Origin of the sequence: Thiocystis minor, assembly GCF_016653465.1 — a bacterium.
GTDB lineage: Bacteria > Pseudomonadota > Gammaproteobacteria > Chromatiales > Chromatiaceae > Chromatium > Chromatium minus.
Genome location: NZ_NHSQ01000151.1, coordinates 15,501 through 30,709 on the forward strand (window position 1 = coordinate 15,501; position 15,209 = coordinate 30,709).

14 protein-coding genes and 1 pseudogene are annotated in these 15,209 nt (G+C 63.5%); 1 reads left to right on the plus strand and 14 read right to left on the minus strand.

Annotated features, from left to right (window positions below; genetic code table 11):
* The 14 genes and pseudogenes from CCR95_RS20360 to CCR95_RS20420 all read right to left on the minus strand — a co-directional run bounded on the left by CCR95_RS20360 (position 1) and on the right by CCR95_RS20420 (position 14,336).
* On the minus strand, positions 1 to 1,614 hold the full coding sequence (locus tag CCR95_RS20360) for an RNA-binding domain-containing protein (protein ID WP_201097902.1): 1,614 nt from the start codon (positions 1,612 to 1,614) through the stop codon (positions 1 to 3).
* An 84-nt stretch (positions 1,615 to 1,698) separates the two neighbouring features.
* Positions 1,699 to 2,463: a ParA family protein gene (locus tag CCR95_RS20365; protein WP_201097904.1), complete on the minus strand. Its 765-nt coding sequence runs from the start codon at positions 2,461 to 2,463 to the stop codon at positions 1,699 to 1,701.
* 83 nt (positions 2,464 to 2,546) lie between these two features.
* Entirely contained in the window at positions 2,547 to 3,833 is a 1,287-nt protein-coding gene (locus CCR95_RS25965; RefSeq protein ID WP_201097906.1) for a methyl-accepting chemotaxis protein, read from the minus strand.
* Between the two features lie 11 nt (positions 3,834 to 3,844).
* Positions 3,845 to 4,219: a response regulator gene (locus CCR95_RS20375; protein WP_201097908.1), complete on the minus strand. Its 375-nt coding sequence runs from the start codon at positions 4,217 to 4,219 to the stop codon at positions 3,845 to 3,847.
* A 25-nt stretch (positions 4,220 to 4,244) separates the two neighbouring features.
* A complete protein-coding gene (locus CCR95_RS20380) occupies positions 4,245 to 4,484 on the minus strand; it encodes a hypothetical protein (RefSeq protein ID WP_201097910.1) in 240 nt (79 codons plus the stop codon).
* Positions 4,484 to 7,306 carry a chemotaxis protein CheA gene (locus CCR95_RS20385; protein ID WP_201097912.1) on the minus strand — a complete coding sequence of 941 codons (2,823 nt, stop codon included), beginning with the start codon at positions 7,304 to 7,306 and terminating at the stop codon, positions 4,484 to 4,486. Before CCR95_RS20385 ends, CCR95_RS20380 begins: the two co-directional genes overlap by 1 nt.
* Positions 7,303 to 7,674, minus strand: a complete 372-nt coding sequence (locus tag CCR95_RS20390) for a response regulator (protein ID WP_201097914.1) — start codon at positions 7,672 to 7,674, stop codon at positions 7,303 to 7,305. Before CCR95_RS20390 ends, CCR95_RS20385 begins: the two co-directional genes overlap by 4 nt.
* Positions 7,671 to 8,528 carry a CheR family methyltransferase gene (locus CCR95_RS20395; RefSeq protein WP_201097916.1) on the minus strand — a complete coding sequence of 286 codons (858 nt, stop codon included), beginning with the start codon at positions 8,526 to 8,528 and terminating at the stop codon, positions 7,671 to 7,673. Before CCR95_RS20395 ends, CCR95_RS20390 begins: the two co-directional genes overlap by 4 nt.
* Positions 8,521 to 9,144 carry a HEAT repeat domain-containing protein gene (locus tag CCR95_RS20400; RefSeq protein WP_201097918.1) on the minus strand — a complete coding sequence of 208 codons (624 nt, stop codon included), beginning with the start codon at positions 9,142 to 9,144 and terminating at the stop codon, positions 8,521 to 8,523. Before CCR95_RS20400 ends, CCR95_RS20395 begins: the two co-directional genes overlap by 8 nt.
* A 14-nt stretch (positions 9,145 to 9,158) precedes the next feature.
* On the minus strand, positions 9,159 to 9,407 hold the full coding sequence (locus CCR95_RS26480; RefSeq protein ID WP_420825680.1) for a four helix bundle protein: 249 nt from the start codon (positions 9,405 to 9,407) through the stop codon (positions 9,159 to 9,161).
* Positions 9,364 to 9,513: pseudogene (locus CCR95_RS26485) on the minus strand (four helix bundle protein); the annotation flags it as partial. The pseudogene CCR95_RS26485 and the gene CCR95_RS26480, both read right to left, overlap by 44 nt.
* 214 nt (positions 9,514 to 9,727) lie before the next feature.
* Complete coding sequence (gene cheB / locus CCR95_RS20410; RefSeq protein WP_201097920.1) at positions 9,728 to 10,792, minus strand: chemotaxis-specific protein-glutamate methyltransferase CheB; 1,065 nt, start codon at positions 10,790 to 10,792, stop codon at positions 9,728 to 9,730.
* 46 nt (positions 10,793 to 10,838) lie between these two features.
* Positions 10,839 to 12,404 carry a chemotaxis protein CheW gene (locus CCR95_RS20415; protein WP_201097922.1) on the minus strand — a complete coding sequence of 522 codons (1,566 nt, stop codon included), beginning with the start codon at positions 12,402 to 12,404 and terminating at the stop codon, positions 10,839 to 10,841.
* 15 nt (positions 12,405 to 12,419) lie between these two features.
* Positions 12,420 to 14,336: a methyl-accepting chemotaxis protein gene (locus CCR95_RS20420; protein WP_201097924.1), complete on the minus strand. Its 1,917-nt coding sequence runs from the start codon at positions 14,334 to 14,336 to the stop codon at positions 12,420 to 12,422.
* Between the two features lie 380 nt (positions 14,337 to 14,716).
* Between CCR95_RS20420 and CCR95_RS20425 the strand changes: the two genes are divergently transcribed.
* Positions 14,717 to 15,208, plus strand: a complete 492-nt coding sequence (locus tag CCR95_RS20425; RefSeq protein WP_201097926.1) for a PH domain-containing protein — start codon at positions 14,717 to 14,719, stop codon at positions 15,206 to 15,208.
* The last annotated feature ends 1 nt before the right edge of the window (position 15,209 follow it).

Here is a 15,209-nt window from a genome sequence, read left to right on the forward strand (position 1 = left end):
TTAATAATGGCCCCGAATGTAATTGAGCGCCCGGCTGATGGAGAGTTCGATGTTGGACGGACCGTTACGGATGATGAATAGCTCGCGCTGCTTGTCGTCGCGCAGAAAGGCCGGCGCGTCGGCGCGTTCGCACTCGACGGCGCCGATGCGCAGGCCATCCAAATCGTGCAGATAGAAGCGCACGAAACGCGCGTATTCAGGCCCCAGGTGCTGGTTCAGCAGATTCTTGAAATGGAGCTGGCATTTGTCCTCGTTCTCGAACTTGTCGGCGGCCATGCCGAGCGCGGTCCCATCGTCGGCGATCCCCATCAGCAGGATGCCGCCCTCGGTATTGAGGAAGGCGGCCACGCCCTTGAGCCAGGCGAGTTCGATCTCCTTGCCCGCGGTCTGGGTGTGGAGGTTCATCCGCATGGTGGATTTGAATTCCAGATGCGTCCCCTCGCCGGCGGCGATCAATTCCCGCAGATCCTGCTCCAGCCGGCGTCGATCGAGACTGAGCTTGGGCAGGTCGCGCAGTTGACGGCTGTATTTGCGCACCACTAAAAGGGCTAGGCCGAGGCTGGCGGCGAGGATGCCGAGCGCGGTGACCGCGATGATGTGCCAGCGGCTCTGGAGGATGGTCAGGGTGGCGGAGACGGGCAGGGCCACGCCGATCCAGGCGCCATCCCGGTCGTCGGTCAAGGGATGGAAGCCGCCCCACCAGTCCTCGCCGCCGCTGTGGAAGCGGACCAGCTCGTTGATCGGCTGACCGCTGGCGTTCCAGGCGGCCACGGCGTCGAACTGGAGCGGTCCGCCGAGGCGCGCCTGAGCCGAGAAAAAGCCACTGGCATGGTGATCGCTGGCCGGTGCCTCGGAGGATTCCGGCGGCACGAAGACCCCGCCCGCGCCGCTGAAAAGAAACCCCTGACCTTCCGTGGCGATGTCGAGCCCCTGGATGGCGTCGACGATGCTCTGGAGCGTCACGTCGAGCGCCGTCACCCGAATCTGCTCGGACTGCGTCCAGGCGATCGACGCCGTGACACCGGGTACCTGGAGCGAGGCGAAGACATAGGGCGGACTCCAGACGACTTGTCCGGGCGTCTCCAGGGCATCGATGAACCAGGGCCGGGCGCGCGGGTCTTGGCTCGCCGGTTCCTCGCTCTGCTCCAGACGGCGCATTGCCGCGTCCCACTGGTGGATGGCGTAGCGCGCCGTCTCGCCCGACTCGCGCACCCGCGTCAGCCAGCCGTCTCCGTCACGGCGTAGAAAATACTCCCGGCCATCGGCCGCGGCGTCGATGACGCCCGCGATCTGGGGCATGTGGGCAAGCGTCGGAATCAGGCGTTGATTCAATGCCGGCTCATCCTCCGGCGCGATCCCGGCGCTTTGCAGTCCGTCGCGGAGGATCAACAATTGCTGGCGCACCGGAAACAACAGACCGCGGACCTCGTCGCGGACCAGTGCCGTGGCCCCGGCGATCCGGCTCCCCGCCAGATCGTGCTTGATGTCGTCGATCAGCAGAAGATTGATCGTCACCAGGACGCCGACCGTGAAGGCGACCAGGAGAATCAGGTCGCGAAGCAGGCGCGAGCGGATCGGGCCGGGCGAGAGATGTCGTAGCGAGTAAGGGATCATCGATAACCGCGTCCAGAATTATCCGCATCGTTTCCGCATGGGCGCATCCTCGCACGAACTCACGGCCGTTGCAGTGGGCACGGTTTAACGCTCATCCACGAGCGGCGCCAGAGTGGCTGCCAAGGCGGCGAAATCCTCGGCCCCACGGCATTTGGGCGCGTACCGGCGGATGGGCTTGCCGGCACCGAAGGCTTCCGCCAGGCGGATGTCGTTGCGGATCCCCGCCAGCACGCGGGGGGCGCCGAACTGGCGCGAGACTTCGCCCGTCACCAGGCGGTGTTGGCGAATGTGCTCCGCGGCCATGGTCGGCAGCAGGCCGAGGATCTTCAATTGCGGATTCGCGCCCGACATGACCTTGAACAGTACCCGCATCAATTGCCGCATGCCCTCCAGGGAAAGCTGATGCGGAACATAGGGAACCAGCACCCAATGCGCCGCCGTGAGCGCGTTGAGCAGCAGATGGTCCAGGGATGGCGGGGTATCGAGAATCACCAGATCGAAGTCCGCAGCGATGTCTTCATGCGCGAGCGCCAGGGCCAGGCGCCGCTCATCGCGGGGGCCGCTGCCGTGTTCGAAGAGCTGGTCGGCTGGGACCAGCGCGAGGTTTGGGTCGTCCGTGCGCCGCGCCGCCGCGTTCAGGTTGGCCCGTGGATCGAGAAAGATGTCGTGAGCAGTCGGCGCGCCCTTGTCCACCTGCACGCCCAGTCCAGTGGCACAATGCCCCTGCGAATCGAGGTCGACGAGCAGTACCCGGCGCCCAAGCGCCGCCAGTTCGGCGGCGAGATTGACGGCGACGGTGGTTTTGCCGGTGCCGCCCTTGCGGTTGGAGATCGCGATAATCTTGGCCATGGCTACACCGCGTCCTGAGAGAAATCCATCGTTTTGTCGCGTCTTTCTGCTTCCCGCCATCAGGCAGGTCGGCAGACGCCGGTTTAAAACAGCTCGATTTGGGGTCGCTCGTCGCTCGCTACGACCTCGCCGGTCACGGAGGCGTGGGTTTGACGCTGACTGGACATGACATAGCGTTCGAGATGTCCGTCCAGACGCTTCTTGAGGCTCGTTGGCAGGCTGCCGTCCCAGTCGGGATGGCCCCAATAATCATCCAGCCCCTGCAAGTGCTCGCCCAGTTCGCGCAGTGCAATCCCGACCTGCTCCAGGCGCTGACGCACCACGTCCTGGAACTGGATGTAACCCAGCGCCTCGGACAACCGCGTGACGATTTCCTGGTTACCCGCCTCCACCCCCTGAATGACCTCCATCAGCAGGCCGCTACCTTCGGTAAAGCGGGTTTCCATGACGCGGATCTCGTCGATGATGTGGCGCAGTCGGTCGCTGGATTGTTGTTTGTCCCTCGCGTCCCGGGCGACGGCCAGTTCCGCTTGGGTGCCCCGGGTCGCGGCGCTGATCTTGCCGGCGATATCCGCCGCGGCGTTGGCGGTCTGGGTCGAGAGTGCCCTCACTTCACCCGCGACCACGGCAAAGCCGCGTCCCGCCTCGCCCGCGCGGGCGGCCTCGATGGCGGCATTGAGTGCCAGCAGATTGATCTGATTGGCGATGCCTGAAATCATCCCCACCAGCGGGGACAGCGCCCCCACCTGGTTGGCGAGCCGCTCGATGCGCTCCAGGTTGCGGTTCAGTTCAGCCCTCTGTCCATCCAGATGCTCGGTCAGGACGGCGATCACCTGCTGATTGTTGACCGTCTGCCGTTGCATGATGTCCGCCAGCGCCATGCCGTTGCGCATGGAATGGCCGATCCGCTCCACCTGCATCCGCGAGAGTTCGTGCACCTGATCGATCTGCTCAATGACCGCCAGGACGCCACGCTCGGTTTCCTCGACGGCACCGTCCATCTGGCTGCCCATGATGTCGAGGTAGGGTGGGACATGGCGGATCTCGTCCTGAACGGCATGCTGTTGCGTGAGCATGCCCGCGAGCCGAGACCGACTGTCGCGCAGCAAAAACGTGAGTTGCCGCACATCCCGACGCAGGAAGACCCACGCCAGCCCCGCGGTGAACGCCAGCACGGAGATCGTGGAGACACCGGTGGTCAGGGCGATTTCGGTGGCATAGCCGATGTTCATGGGGACGATGAAGGTCTCGCGCAGCCAGGGCGAGAGGAACCAGGCGATCAGAACGTTGAGCGCGAGGGCGGCCAGCGCCACCATCAGGAGCCGGAACAGCGCGCCAGGCGAGGGAAATGGAATCTCGGCGGAGGTCATCGCGGATCCCGCTAGGCGCCCGGCAGCACTTGCTTGATGACCTTGATGAGATCGGGTCCGGGCACGGGTTTCACCAGCCAGCCAGTGGCGCCAAGCTTCTTGCCCTCGTCGCGCTTTTCCGCCTGGCTTTCGGTGGTGAGCGTCAGGATCGGCGTGAACCGGAAACCCAGCAGCGCGCGCACGTTCTTGATGAGTTCCAACCCACCCATGTTGGGCATATTGATATCGGTGATGATGAGGTCGGGCCTCACGCCAGCCTTGAGCTTGGCGAGCGCCTGAGCGCCGTCGCCGGCGGTTTCGACCTTGAAGCCGTTCATCTCCAGCGTGGACTTGAGGCTCAACACCATGGTGGCCGAATCGTCCACGATCATGATGGTTTTCGACATACCTTGTTCTCCTTGATCCAGATCTTCAATGCGCGACCAACGCGGATTCCAGCCAGACGCGCAGTTGCGCATCCGTTGGCCAAGTCTGAATGACGGGTTTCGCTGCCATCAGCACTTGCAGGTTCGCGGGATGCAGATGGACGCAGGCGCCCAGATCCACCTTGGCCGTCGGTTTCTTTTGCAGCCATTCCAGCAAACCTTCCGCTTCCTCGACACTCACGACCTCGCGAAACACGGCGAGGTTTCGCTTGAATTCGATCGACATCACAGTATTTCCTTGACGTTGAGCACCATCAACACCGACCCATCGCCCATCAAGGCGGAGCCGGCATAGGCCGGGATTCCCGCCAGCACGCCCGTCATCGGCTTCAGGATGATATCCAGGGTCTCGCGGAAATCGTCCACCAGCAGACCGACCGCTTCATTGCCCAGACGGACCACCAGCACCGCCAGTTCATCATCGGCGTTGGCCTTGGGCGCGACGTCGAGCCCGAGCAATCCGTTGATGGACTTCAGCGGGACGATGCGCCCGCGCAACACCGTGGCCAGGCTGTGCTTGATGGTCCGGATCGCCGCGCGGGGAACCCGCACCGTCTCCACCACGCTGTCCATGGGAATCCCGAAACGCTGGCCGTCGGAAACGACGATCATGACGTTGGTCACGGCCATGGACAAGGGCAACGAGAGTGACAGATGGGTGCCGCGCCCGCGCTCGCTCGTCAAGGCGAGGGTTCCGTTCACCTTGTCGACGGCGGTGCGGACCACGTCCATGCCGACCCCGCGACCGGAGAGGTCGGAGACTTGCTCCGCCGTCGAAAACCCGGCGGCGAAGACCAGATTGACGGCCTCCTGATCGCCGATGCGCTCCAGTGTCGCCTCGTCGATCAGCCCCTTGGCGTACGCCTTGCGTTTGATCGCGTCGGGATCGATCCCCTTGCCGTCATCCTGGATCACGATCACCACCCGGTCGGATTCCTGCGCGGCGCGCAGGGTCAGGGTGCCGGCCGCCGGCTTGCCGGCGACGCGGCGGACTTCCGGCAACTCGATCCCGTGATCCAGGCTGTTGCGCACGATGTGCATCAGCGGATCGCCCAGTGCCTCGATGATGTTCTTGTCGGCCTCGGTTTCTTCGCCTTCCAGGACCAGGTTGACCTCCTTGCCGAGCTTGCGCGAGATGTCGCGCACCAGTCGCGGGAAGCGCTGGAAAACGAAGGAGACGGGCATCATGCGCACCTGCATGATGGCGTCCTGCATCTCCTCGGCGATGCGGTTGATCACCGCGTAATGGCCTTTGATGTCGCGCGACAGCTCGCGCACCCCGAACACCGCTTCGGCCCGTCCGGCGAGATAGGGCAGCGCGTTCTTGGCCACCACCATCTCGCCGATCAGGTTCATCAGACGATCGATCTTGGCTTGATCGACCTTGAGGCTCTTGGGTCCGGCGATTGCGTCCTCGGCGCGACGACCGAATTTGATTTCGCCATCCCCCTCGGGCGGAGGCGTCGGTGCCAATGGTGCCTGCGTTGTTGACTCGCGCGCCATCGTTGCGGTCGTCTCTTCCGCGTTGACCGAGCCATCCGCCGCTGCCCCTTCAGCGTCGCTCAGATCCAGCGAGGGGGAAAATTGGCCGTCGAGCCAGGCCAACAGCGCAGCGCCGCTGTTGTCTGCCAGTGCCAGCGTGGTCGCGGCGTCCAGGCCGGTTTCCAGCCCCGGCAGGGCATCGGGAGCAACGGAGACACGCAGACAGCCGGCCAGCGCAGCGGCGGCGGCCTTGATCCGGCCCGGCAGCCAGGCGGGATCGTCTGTCAGTGCCAGGATCTCGCGTTGCGTGGCGACGATGGCAGCCAAGGCATCAGCCTCCGCCGACGCTGGCCCATTCGCCATCGCCTGGCCTTGATTGATTGGCTCCATGGGTCTCGACTCGCTAGCTGTCGCAACGAATTGGCCGTCGTCAGGTTGAGAAGGACGAGTGATTTCGCTGTGCTCTGCCGATCCAGTCGTACCGATCTGGATGGAAGCCCAATCGGGGGCGGCAAGGCGGCTCAGTGACTCGACAAGCACGGCGAGGGCGGCGCGGTTCTCGGGTTCGATCTCCAACATCAACCGCAGCCAGCGCAGGGCCGAGGCGATCCAGAGATCGGGGTTGGAGAGTTCCAGCATGGTGCCGGCGTTGCGGGCCAGACCCACGAGGTCACCTGTCGCGAGCAGATGGCGAGCGTCGGTGGCGAAATCGTCATACACCGGCCCACCGTTCGAGTCGCCTTGCGGCAGCACGAGAGCCAACCGAGGCAACGGTGCGATCTCCACCTGATCCATCACATAGCGGTAGTGTTCTTCTAGCTCGGCACGCGGCGCAGCGGTTAGCAGACAGAAATCCAGCAGGCAACAGTAGGCGTCCATCTCGGCCAAGGGTGGCCAGGGATCGCGTGCCTCGATGCAGCCCCATCGCAGCTCGGGTGTCTGTCGCGCCAGAAAGAAGGGATCCTCGCCCTGATAGAAACACTGTTCGGATGGGGTGTAGGCGATCCAATGCAAGAGATGGCCCGCGCCGGCGTGTCGGTAGGCATCCATGCGCGCGGCCTCGGGAATGACGGCGAGCGGCAGGTCTGCCCTGAACGAAGCCGACGGGTGTTCTGTCGCTCCGCTAGCGGTTTCCGCCTCGGCAGTCTCGATCGTGTCAGCGTGTCGCGGCCCGGCGGCATCCCTCTCCATCAATTGACGCAGTGACTCCACCAGGCGCACCGAGGTTCCGGCATGGGTCACGCCCATCGCCCCATTGGCCTCGATTTCATTGCAGAGCATCCCGACGAAATCCATCGCGTCCAGCAGGCAGTCGGCCAGGAGCCGCGAATAGGCTACACGGCCATTGCGCACGGCATCCATCAAATCCTCGCCGGCATGCAGCACCCGCGTCATTTCAGGGAAATCGAACAGGCCGCTGTTGCCCTTGAGGGTATGCACCAGTCGGAACAGCTCGCCCATCAGCGCGGCATCGTCCGGGGCGTTCTCCAGTTGCATGAGCTTTTCGCCGATGCCTTGCAGGAAATCCCGTGCCTCGGACAAAAACTGTTCGAGCAATGGATTCATCGGTATACATCCCCCAGCAGCAGCCGGACCTGAGTCAGGAGTCGGTCCGGTTTGACCGGCTTGATCAGATAGATGTTGGCGCCGGCAATATAGGCGCGCTGCTCATCGTTGGCCTGCGCCTCGGTGGAGATCATGATGGCGGGCGCTTGCGGCAGATCCTGGCCGCGCAGCTCACGCAGAAATCCGTAGCCGTCCAGCTTGGGCATGTTGATGTCCACCAGATAGAGATCGAATGGCGACTGGAGGGCCTTTTCCAGCGCCTCAATCCCGTTCATCGCCTCCTCCACCGCATAATTCGCCGTTTCGAGAATCTCGCGGTGATACAGCCGCACCGTCGCCGCATCATCGACAATCAGGATGCGTTTCATCGTTCCTCCAGGGGTCTTTGATAGACGATGGCCTCGGGGAACTTGCGCACCTTGTACAGCGATGAGCTGCGGCTCATGGATTCCGAATGACCGAGAAAGATGAAGCTGCCTGGTTTCAGAATGTCATAGAAGGTTTCGGTTGCGGTCTTACGCGAGACATCGTCGAAATAGATCAGCAGGTTGCGGCAGAAAATCACATCGAAATCGCGATAAGGGCGAGTATCGGTGCGTTCGGCGAGATTGACCCGGGTGAATTCCACTGACTGGCGCAGGTCGTCGCAGATCTGATAGCCATCGGCCCGACGCTCAAAATACTGTTGCAGATACCTGGCAGGCAGATGCTGTACCGAGCGGGTGGAATAGAGTCCCTGGCGTGCCTGGGCGAGAATCCGGGTATCGATGTCGGAGGCGATAATCTCGACATCCCAGTGATGGATGCCGGCCCAACGTTCCAGGAGATAGATGGCAATGGAATAGGGCTCTTCGCCGGAGGAGGATGGCATCACCCAGAGACGGACGGGGCGGCGGTCGGTCTTGCGGGCGACGATCTCCGGCAGGACCGAATTGACCAGACACTGAAACTGATATTCCTCGCGAAAAAAATAGGTTTCATTGACCGTCATCAGATTGGTCAGCGCCTGCAACTCCTCGCCGTTGACCTGAAAGCGCAGCAGGGTGAAATAGCCGCGAAAGGAGCCCGTGCCGGTGGCCTCGATGCGTTCCACCAGTCGCTTGTCGACGAAGTAGCGTTTGGACAAATCGAACTGGATGCCGGTCTTGCGGTAGAAAAATTCACGGAATTTCTGGAAATCCGCGTCGCTGATGGTCGGGTCGACCGGGACCGGGTCAGGCATCACGGAGGCGCTCCAGGGCCAGATCGGCGGCAAATCGGATGTAGGGTTCATTCGCGAAGCGCGCCTTGAGGCGCAACAGACTCTCGCGGGCCTGCATGGATCCCACCTCGCCGAGCAGATCCACCGCCGTGCCGCAGACGTTGACATGGGGGTCGCAGTCTATGACCTCGATCAGCCAGGTTTCAACGTCAGGATGACACAAGGATTCAAGGATGTTGACCGCGAAGATGCGGACATCCGGATCCTGGTCGGCGAGCAGCCCGCGCATGATGGGCGCCATCGCGTCGGGCAGTTGCCGCATGGCCTCGATGGCCTCGTTGCGCAGCGCAGCGTCCTCGCTCCTCAGACAGTCCACGAGACCGGCCACTGCCGTCTCATCGCCCAGGGCAGTCAAGGTCGTGAGGATCACTTCGCGAACCGAGACCTCCGGTTCCCGTTTCAGATGATCGAGCAGCACCGCCGCGGCGTTCGGGCAATCCGCCAGATCCCGCGCCGCCCAGCGCCGGGCGGTGGGATTGGCATCCGCCAACTGCGCAACCAGGCCCGCGCAGTCGCGCGCGGATTTGCGCGCCTCCTCGGTGACAGGTTCGGCGGTTTGTGACTTGATTAGGGGCATGGGGGGGGAAGTGGTCAGTGGTCAGTAAGATTGTTGCGCAGTCCGATCAGCATGGCGGAAATTTCTCTTGTTTGAGCGATCCAGAGGCGACCTTGTTCTTTGTCGATGTAGCCGATCTCGACTCCGATGTATATCTGTGTACGCAGCTCGCCGCAGGAACCCGAGCGCGATATCGAGATATCGCTGCCGATCCTTGTGGGATCGTCGCTCCATCCCTTCCGCGATATTGCTTGGAACCGAGAGCCCTGACCGGGTGATCTGATCCCGAAATCCGAAGTCCCTCAAATCCATCAACGCCTTGTAAAGGTCCGCGCTGAGCCGCGCAGATTTCTTCCAGACATCAAGATTCTCAAATCCCACCAAACCCATAAGATAGTCGTCAGTTTTCAGTCGTCAGTATTTTACAAGCCGCTGTTTTAGAATATTTTTGTCATCCAAAAACGAAAATCCAGGTGCGATCGGTAGAACTTCTCCGGCGACACGATAAACACACACTGCCTACTGCCTACTGCCTACTGCCTACTGCCTACTGCCTACTGCCTACTGCCTACTGCCTACTGCCTACTGCCTACTGCCTACTGCCTCAACGCCCCGCCCAAACATTGACCTGGGCGGCGATCTTGTCGGCGTGCAGCACCAGGCTGGCACCGCCGCGGGCGATGAGTTCGGCCGGCATGCCGAAGACGACGGCGGATTGCTCCGATTCGGCGATGGTGCGCCCGCCGCGCTTCTTGATCTCGGCGAAGGCATCCGCCCCGTCGTAGCCCATGCCGGTCAGCATGACCGCCACCACGCGCGCCGGGTCGCAGTGCTCCAGCACCGAGCGGCCCAGCAGTTCCACCGAGGGGTGCCAGAGAAATTCGCGACTCTCCGGCTTGGCGAGGACGGTCAATCTCCCGGCGCGCTGCCCCACCACCATATCCGCACCACCCTTGCCGATATAGACGGTGCCGGGTTCGACGGCCATGGGACGGTCCACTTCTACGACCGTGAGGGAGCATAGGCTATTCATGCGTTCGGCAAAAGGGCGGGTGAAGGAGCCCGGCATGTGCTGGGCGACCAGGATCGGCCAGGGGAAATCCGCCGGCCACAGCGGCAGGATGTCCTCCAGGGTGCGCGGGCCGCCGGTCGAGACGCCGATCACGACCAGTCCTTCGCCCGCCACGCCACGCCGGACGGCGAGCGGGCGGGGGGCTGGCTTCGCGCGCTCCTCCCGCAGCCGCTGCGCCAGTCCACGGGCGCTCTTGGCCTTGAGTCGGGCGCGGGCCGCGGCGCGCACCTTGGTCACCAGCTCGTCGCTGATCGTGTCGATGGAGAGCGAAATGGTCCCGCCGGGTTTGGCCAGATAATCGATGGCGCCGAGATTGAGCGCCTCGAACGTCGCCAGCGCCCCTTTCTCGGTGAGCGAGGAGACCATGACCACCGGCACCGGCCGCTCTGCCATCAGCAGCGATAGCGCGGTGATGCCATCCATCTCCGGCATGTTGATATCCAGCGTCACCACGTCCGGTTGGAAGGCGCGGTTTTCCTCCACTGCCTCCCGGCCGTTGCGCGCCTGGCGGATCTCGAAGTCGCCTTCCACCTGGAAGACGTTGGTCAACTGACGGCGCATCAGCGCCGAGTCGTCAACGATCAGCAGCTTGATCATGTCACCAACCCTGGTCCCGCCCGCTCACACCGACCGTCCTTACTGCTCACGCCGACAGTTCCGCCAGGTCGGCCAGCTCCCGTCCCTGCATCAGTTGGGTGGGGTCGATCAACTGCACCAGACGTCCTTGTTTCTCCAGGTTCGCCATGCGCGCCAGGAGTTTGGCCTGATCGCCGGACAGCCGGGGCGCCGGCTCGATCACGCTCTTGTGGATCCGCAGCACCTCGGCCACCGAATCGACGATGAACCCGGTGCGCGCGCCGTCGATCAGGAACACCATGACGCGCTGGCGGTCCGAGCGCTCCACGCCGGGCAGCCCCAGGCGTCGGCGCAGGTCGATCACCGGCAACACCGTGCCGCGCAGGTTGATGACGCCCTCCACGAAGGCGGGTGCATTGGGCACATGCGTCAGCTCGTCCGGGACACGCACGATCTCCTGCACACTCTCGATCGGTACCCCGAACTCCTCCTTGTCGAGGCGGAACACCACCACCTGCTCATCGTCGTCGGTGCCTTCCTCATCCCGCTCAGCGTCGTCATCGCCTCGCTCATCGTCTTGCAAGGTATCCACGGTCGTCAACGCCTCCTTGATAGCCGAATGACTGAACAGATTGTCGGTTGAGATAATCGACACCAGGCGCTTGCCGCCGTCCAGCCGGCAGATGTCGGAGATATCGGCGAGATCCCCTTCCCGCGCGAGCAGACCGGGCATGGCCTCCACGTCGGCCTTGGCGACCCGCAGCACCTCGTTGACACTGTCCATCACCACGCCGACCGAGGCCGCGCCCAGGGACACCACGACGATGCGACTATGCTCGTCGGCATCGCGGGGAGGCAGCGCGAACATCCGGCGCAGACTCACCAGTGGCAGCAGGCGGTTGCGCAGGCTCATGACACCGAGTACATGCGCCTCCGAGCGGGGCACATGCACGATCTGCTCCGGGACCTGCACGATCTCCTGGACGTTCTCGATGGCAATGGCGTATTCCTGCCCGGCCACCTCGAAGCTCACCAGTTGCAGTTCGTCGCTGTTCCCGTCCTCGTTGGTTTCGGCGCGGCTGAACAGGCCGCCGGCCATGCCGGCGGTCTTGGCGACGCTGACAATGTCCGCGAACTCCCGGCCGATCAGCTTGGCGAAATCCAGCACCATGATCATGGCGTGGCCGCCCACGTCCTTGATGAGCCCGGACAACAGCTCGGTATCCACGGTGCCGCTGATGCTTCCCACGGGTTCGATCTTGCTCGGCTCGACGCCGACCACGCTGGCGACCCGATCCACCACGAAACCCAATGGTTGGCCGATGTCGATCACCAGGGCGCGCGTGGTGTCATCGTCGTCACGCTCGGCCAGACCGAAGAGATGACGCAGCGACACGATCGGCAGGATCTTGCCACGCAGGTTGGCCAGACCGTCGAGGCTGGGCGGGGCCAAGGGCACCCGCACCACCTCGGGGACACGGATGATCTCCTGTACCGGGGCCATGTCCACGGCAAAGACCTCGTCGCCAACGATGAAGGTGACGAACTGACGGATGTCGGAGATCTGCTCGTCGAGGTCGCCGTCGGTGGGAGGCGGCGGCGCGTCTCGTCGTTCCAGTGTCGCTGAAGTCATGATGGCATCCCCCGGTCAGGCGCTTTGCAGTTCATCGGCGAGCGAGGCGATTTCCTCAATGGCGGCGGCCAGTTCCTCGGCCCCCTGCGACTGCTGTTTCGACGCGGTGGCCGCTTCGGTGGCGGCTTTGTCGGCCTCCTGGGCCGCGGCGGAAATCTGTTCCACCCCGGTCTTCACCTGCGCGATGGCCGTGGCGATCTCGTTAGCCGCCGCCAGGATCTCCTGGGTGCCGGTCTCCACGACGGCGATGTCCGACTCGATAATCACCAGATTGGCGGTGGTGGCCTTGGCCCGCTCCACCTCGCTCATCGCGCCAGCCACGATCTCCTCCAGATCGCGCCCCACCACCCCGATCTGATCCTGTACCGCCTTCACCAGATCCTTGATGTTGTCGGCATTCTCGGCGGAATCGTGGGCGAGGTTGCGGATGTCGGTCGCTACCACCACGAACCCCTTGCCGAACTCACCAGCCCGCGCCGCCTCGATCGAGCCATTGACCGCCAGCATATTGGTCTGGATTGAGACCGTGGTGATGGCGTCGACGATCTTGTCGATGCGCCGCGACACCAGCTCCAGATCCTTGATCTGCCTGATGCTGGAGCGGGAGGAATCCGCCGCCGAGGAGATGCCCGCGACCAAGCCGTCGACGGTGGTTTTGTTCACGCCCAGCAGGGCCTTGATCGCCGCCACCTTTTCGCCACCGACGGTCGCGCGGGCCTGGGCCAGTTCCAGCCCCTTCTCGATCTGGGTGATGGCGGCGGCCGATTCCTCGGTCCCCGCGGACTGCACCTCCGCGCCTTTGCGGATCTGATCGATGGCGATCATGATCTGGTCGCTGGAGCGGTTGATCTCGGAGACGGCGGAGGACAGCTCCTCGGCGGCGGAGGCGACTTCCTCGGCGCTCTTGGCGACATCGGTGGAGGTCTTGAGTTCTTCCGCCAGCTCCGAGAGTGATTGAGCCGCCTGCTCGCATTCGGCCAGTGCCTGCGCCTGTTCGGCTACTGTCTTGGCGGCCTCTTCGGCGGCGGTAGACTGCTCTTCGGCGGCGGCGGCGATATTTTCCGATCCCTTCAGCGCTTGCTGGGCGGCAGTGCTGGACTGTTGGGCACCGGCGGCGATCTCCTGTGCGCCCTTGACGATCTCGGCGGCGTCGAGACGGATTTGTTCCAACTGGGTGGTGATGGTCTTGCCCTTTTCGGCCTCCTCCTCCACGGTCTTGGCCGAACTGCCAATCCCCTCGGCGATGATCTTGACCTCACTCTGAATCTGACCGACGAGATCCTGGATCTGCTTGGCGCTCTTCTCGGAGGTCTCGGCCAGGGTACGCACCTCGTCGGCCACCACGGCGAAGCCCTTGCCGTGCTTGCCGGCACGGGCGGCCTCGATGGCGGCGTTCAGCGCCAGCAGATTGGTCTGGTCGGCGATGCGCGCCACCGCCTTGACGATATCGCCGATGCTGGCCGCCTGCTTCTCTAGATCGGCCACCCGTTCCACCGAGGCCGTCTGGCGTTGCGCGGCGACGCCGACATTCGTCACCAACCCCGCGACCTCGGCGCTGGTCCTGGCCACCAGCGTTTGCGTGGCCTCGCTCTTGGCTTGGCTGACATCCGCGCTACGCAACTGGCGACCGATGGCCGCCTCGACCTGCTTAAAGGCCGCCAACGACTCCTGCGCCGCGCCGGAGGCTTCCTCGGCACCGGTGGCGATCTGATCGGCGGCGCGCTTCAGCTCCTCTGCGGCTGATGCCGCCTCATTGATGCCGGAGGACAACTGGCCAGTCGCGGCGGCGATCCGCTCGGCCGCCTGCTGCTGCTTGGCGAGGGTACGCGCTCGCTTGCGTTGGGCTTCGGCCTCGCGCGCGGCCACGGCGGAGGTCTTGCCGTCGGCTGCGGTTGTCCCTGCGGTGGTCGAGGATTTTTTCACGAGGGCCATGCGGTGTCTCCTTGCGTCGGGTAGGACGGTGTGAACGGGCGTGACATTGAGTAGAACTACTTTAAAGCATTCATACTTGGAGTGGCAGGCCGTCAGTCTGTTTTCAACGATAGAAAAAATGATGAAGCGACTTCGTGACTCCGGTTGGAAACGCGCTCAACCGCCGCGCCTGCTCCGATGACCGTGGGTCCATGCCAGTCCGACCGCTCGTTCGAAACGGTGCATCCCATGTCCGGCGCGGTTTAGGAGGCTGGCGGCGACAACGCTCCTCGCTGTTTCACCGGGATTCTTGCTGATACTATCCGCGACGGAGCTTCGAGCCGAGAAATGGAAATGATCGATCAGCATCTGATGTATCGCGACGTAAAGGAGAGAGACCAATGTCCGAGATTCGTTATGACGCTCACCCTTCCCTAGTCCGGATGCGACCGTTCGCGACCCTGCTGACCATCCTGCTGTTGCTGGGGGGCATCCTGGTCGCCGTGCTCGGCGATCAGGTCTTGGCGTTCCTGCCCGAGGCGATCGTCGATCAGGTCGATGGCAAGGCCCTGCAAGCGATCGGCATCGGGGTCTTTGCGATCGCGACGCTGCAGCTGTTGATCTGGTGGGTCGCAACGCGCTCGGATCATTTGGTGATCACGCAGGATGAGCTGCTCTGGACCCACGGTCTGCTCAACAAGCAATACACCGAGATCAACATGGCCTCGGTGCGCACCGTGCGGGTCAGTCAGAGTCTGTTGCAGCGCATCATGAACGCGGGCGACATCAAGGTCTTCACCGCCGGCGACAATCCCGAGATGATGGTGCGCGGCCTGCCGGAGCCGGCGCGGATCCGCGAGTTGGTCAAGGCGCAGGCGTCATCCGGAGTCTGAG

Coding starts and splice junctions, on each gene's coding strand:
- CCR95_RS20360 (WP_201097902.1), bottom strand. CDS start 1,614: ATGATCCCTTACTCGCTACGACATCTCTCGCCCGGCCCGATCCGCTCG.
- CCR95_RS20380 (WP_201097910.1), bottom strand. CDS start 4,484: ATGTCGATCGAATTCAAGCGAAACCTCGCCGTGTTTCGCGAGGTCGTG.
- CCR95_RS20425 (WP_201097926.1), top strand. CDS start 14,717: ATGTCCGAGATTCGTTATGACGCTCACCCTTCCCTAGTCCGGATGCGA.
- CCR95_RS20420 (WP_201097924.1), bottom strand. CDS start 14,336: ATGGCCCTCGTGAAAAAATCCTCGACCACCGCAGGGACAACCGCAGCC.
- CCR95_RS20415 (WP_201097922.1), bottom strand. CDS start 12,404: ATGACTTCAGCGACACTGGAACGACGAGACGCGCCGCCGCCTCCCACC.
- CCR95_RS20365 (WP_201097904.1), bottom strand. CDS start 2,463: ATGGCCAAGATTATCGCGATCTCCAACCGCAAGGGCGGCACCGGCAAA.
- CCR95_RS20400 (WP_201097918.1), bottom strand. CDS start 9,144: ATGCCCCTAATCAAGTCACAAACCGCCGAACCTGTCACCGAGGAGGCG.
- CCR95_RS20385 (WP_201097912.1), bottom strand. CDS start 7,306: ATGAATCCATTGCTCGAACAGTTTTTGTCCGAGGCACGGGATTTCCTG.
- CCR95_RS25965 (WP_201097906.1), bottom strand. CDS start 3,833: ATGACCTCCGCCGAGATTCCATTTCCCTCGCCTGGCGCGCTGTTCCGG.
- CCR95_RS20375 (WP_201097908.1), bottom strand. CDS start 4,219: ATGTCGAAAACCATCATGATCGTGGACGATTCGGCCACCATGGTGTTG.
- CCR95_RS20395 (WP_201097916.1), bottom strand. CDS start 8,528: ATGCCTGACCCGGTCCCGGTCGACCCGACCATCAGCGACGCGGATTTC.
- CCR95_RS20390 (WP_201097914.1), bottom strand. CDS start 7,674: ATGAAACGCATCCTGATTGTCGATGATGCGGCGACGGTGCGGCTGTAT.
- cheB (WP_201097920.1), bottom strand. CDS start 10,792: ATGATCAAGCTGCTGATCGTTGACGACTCGGCGCTGATGCGCCGTCAG.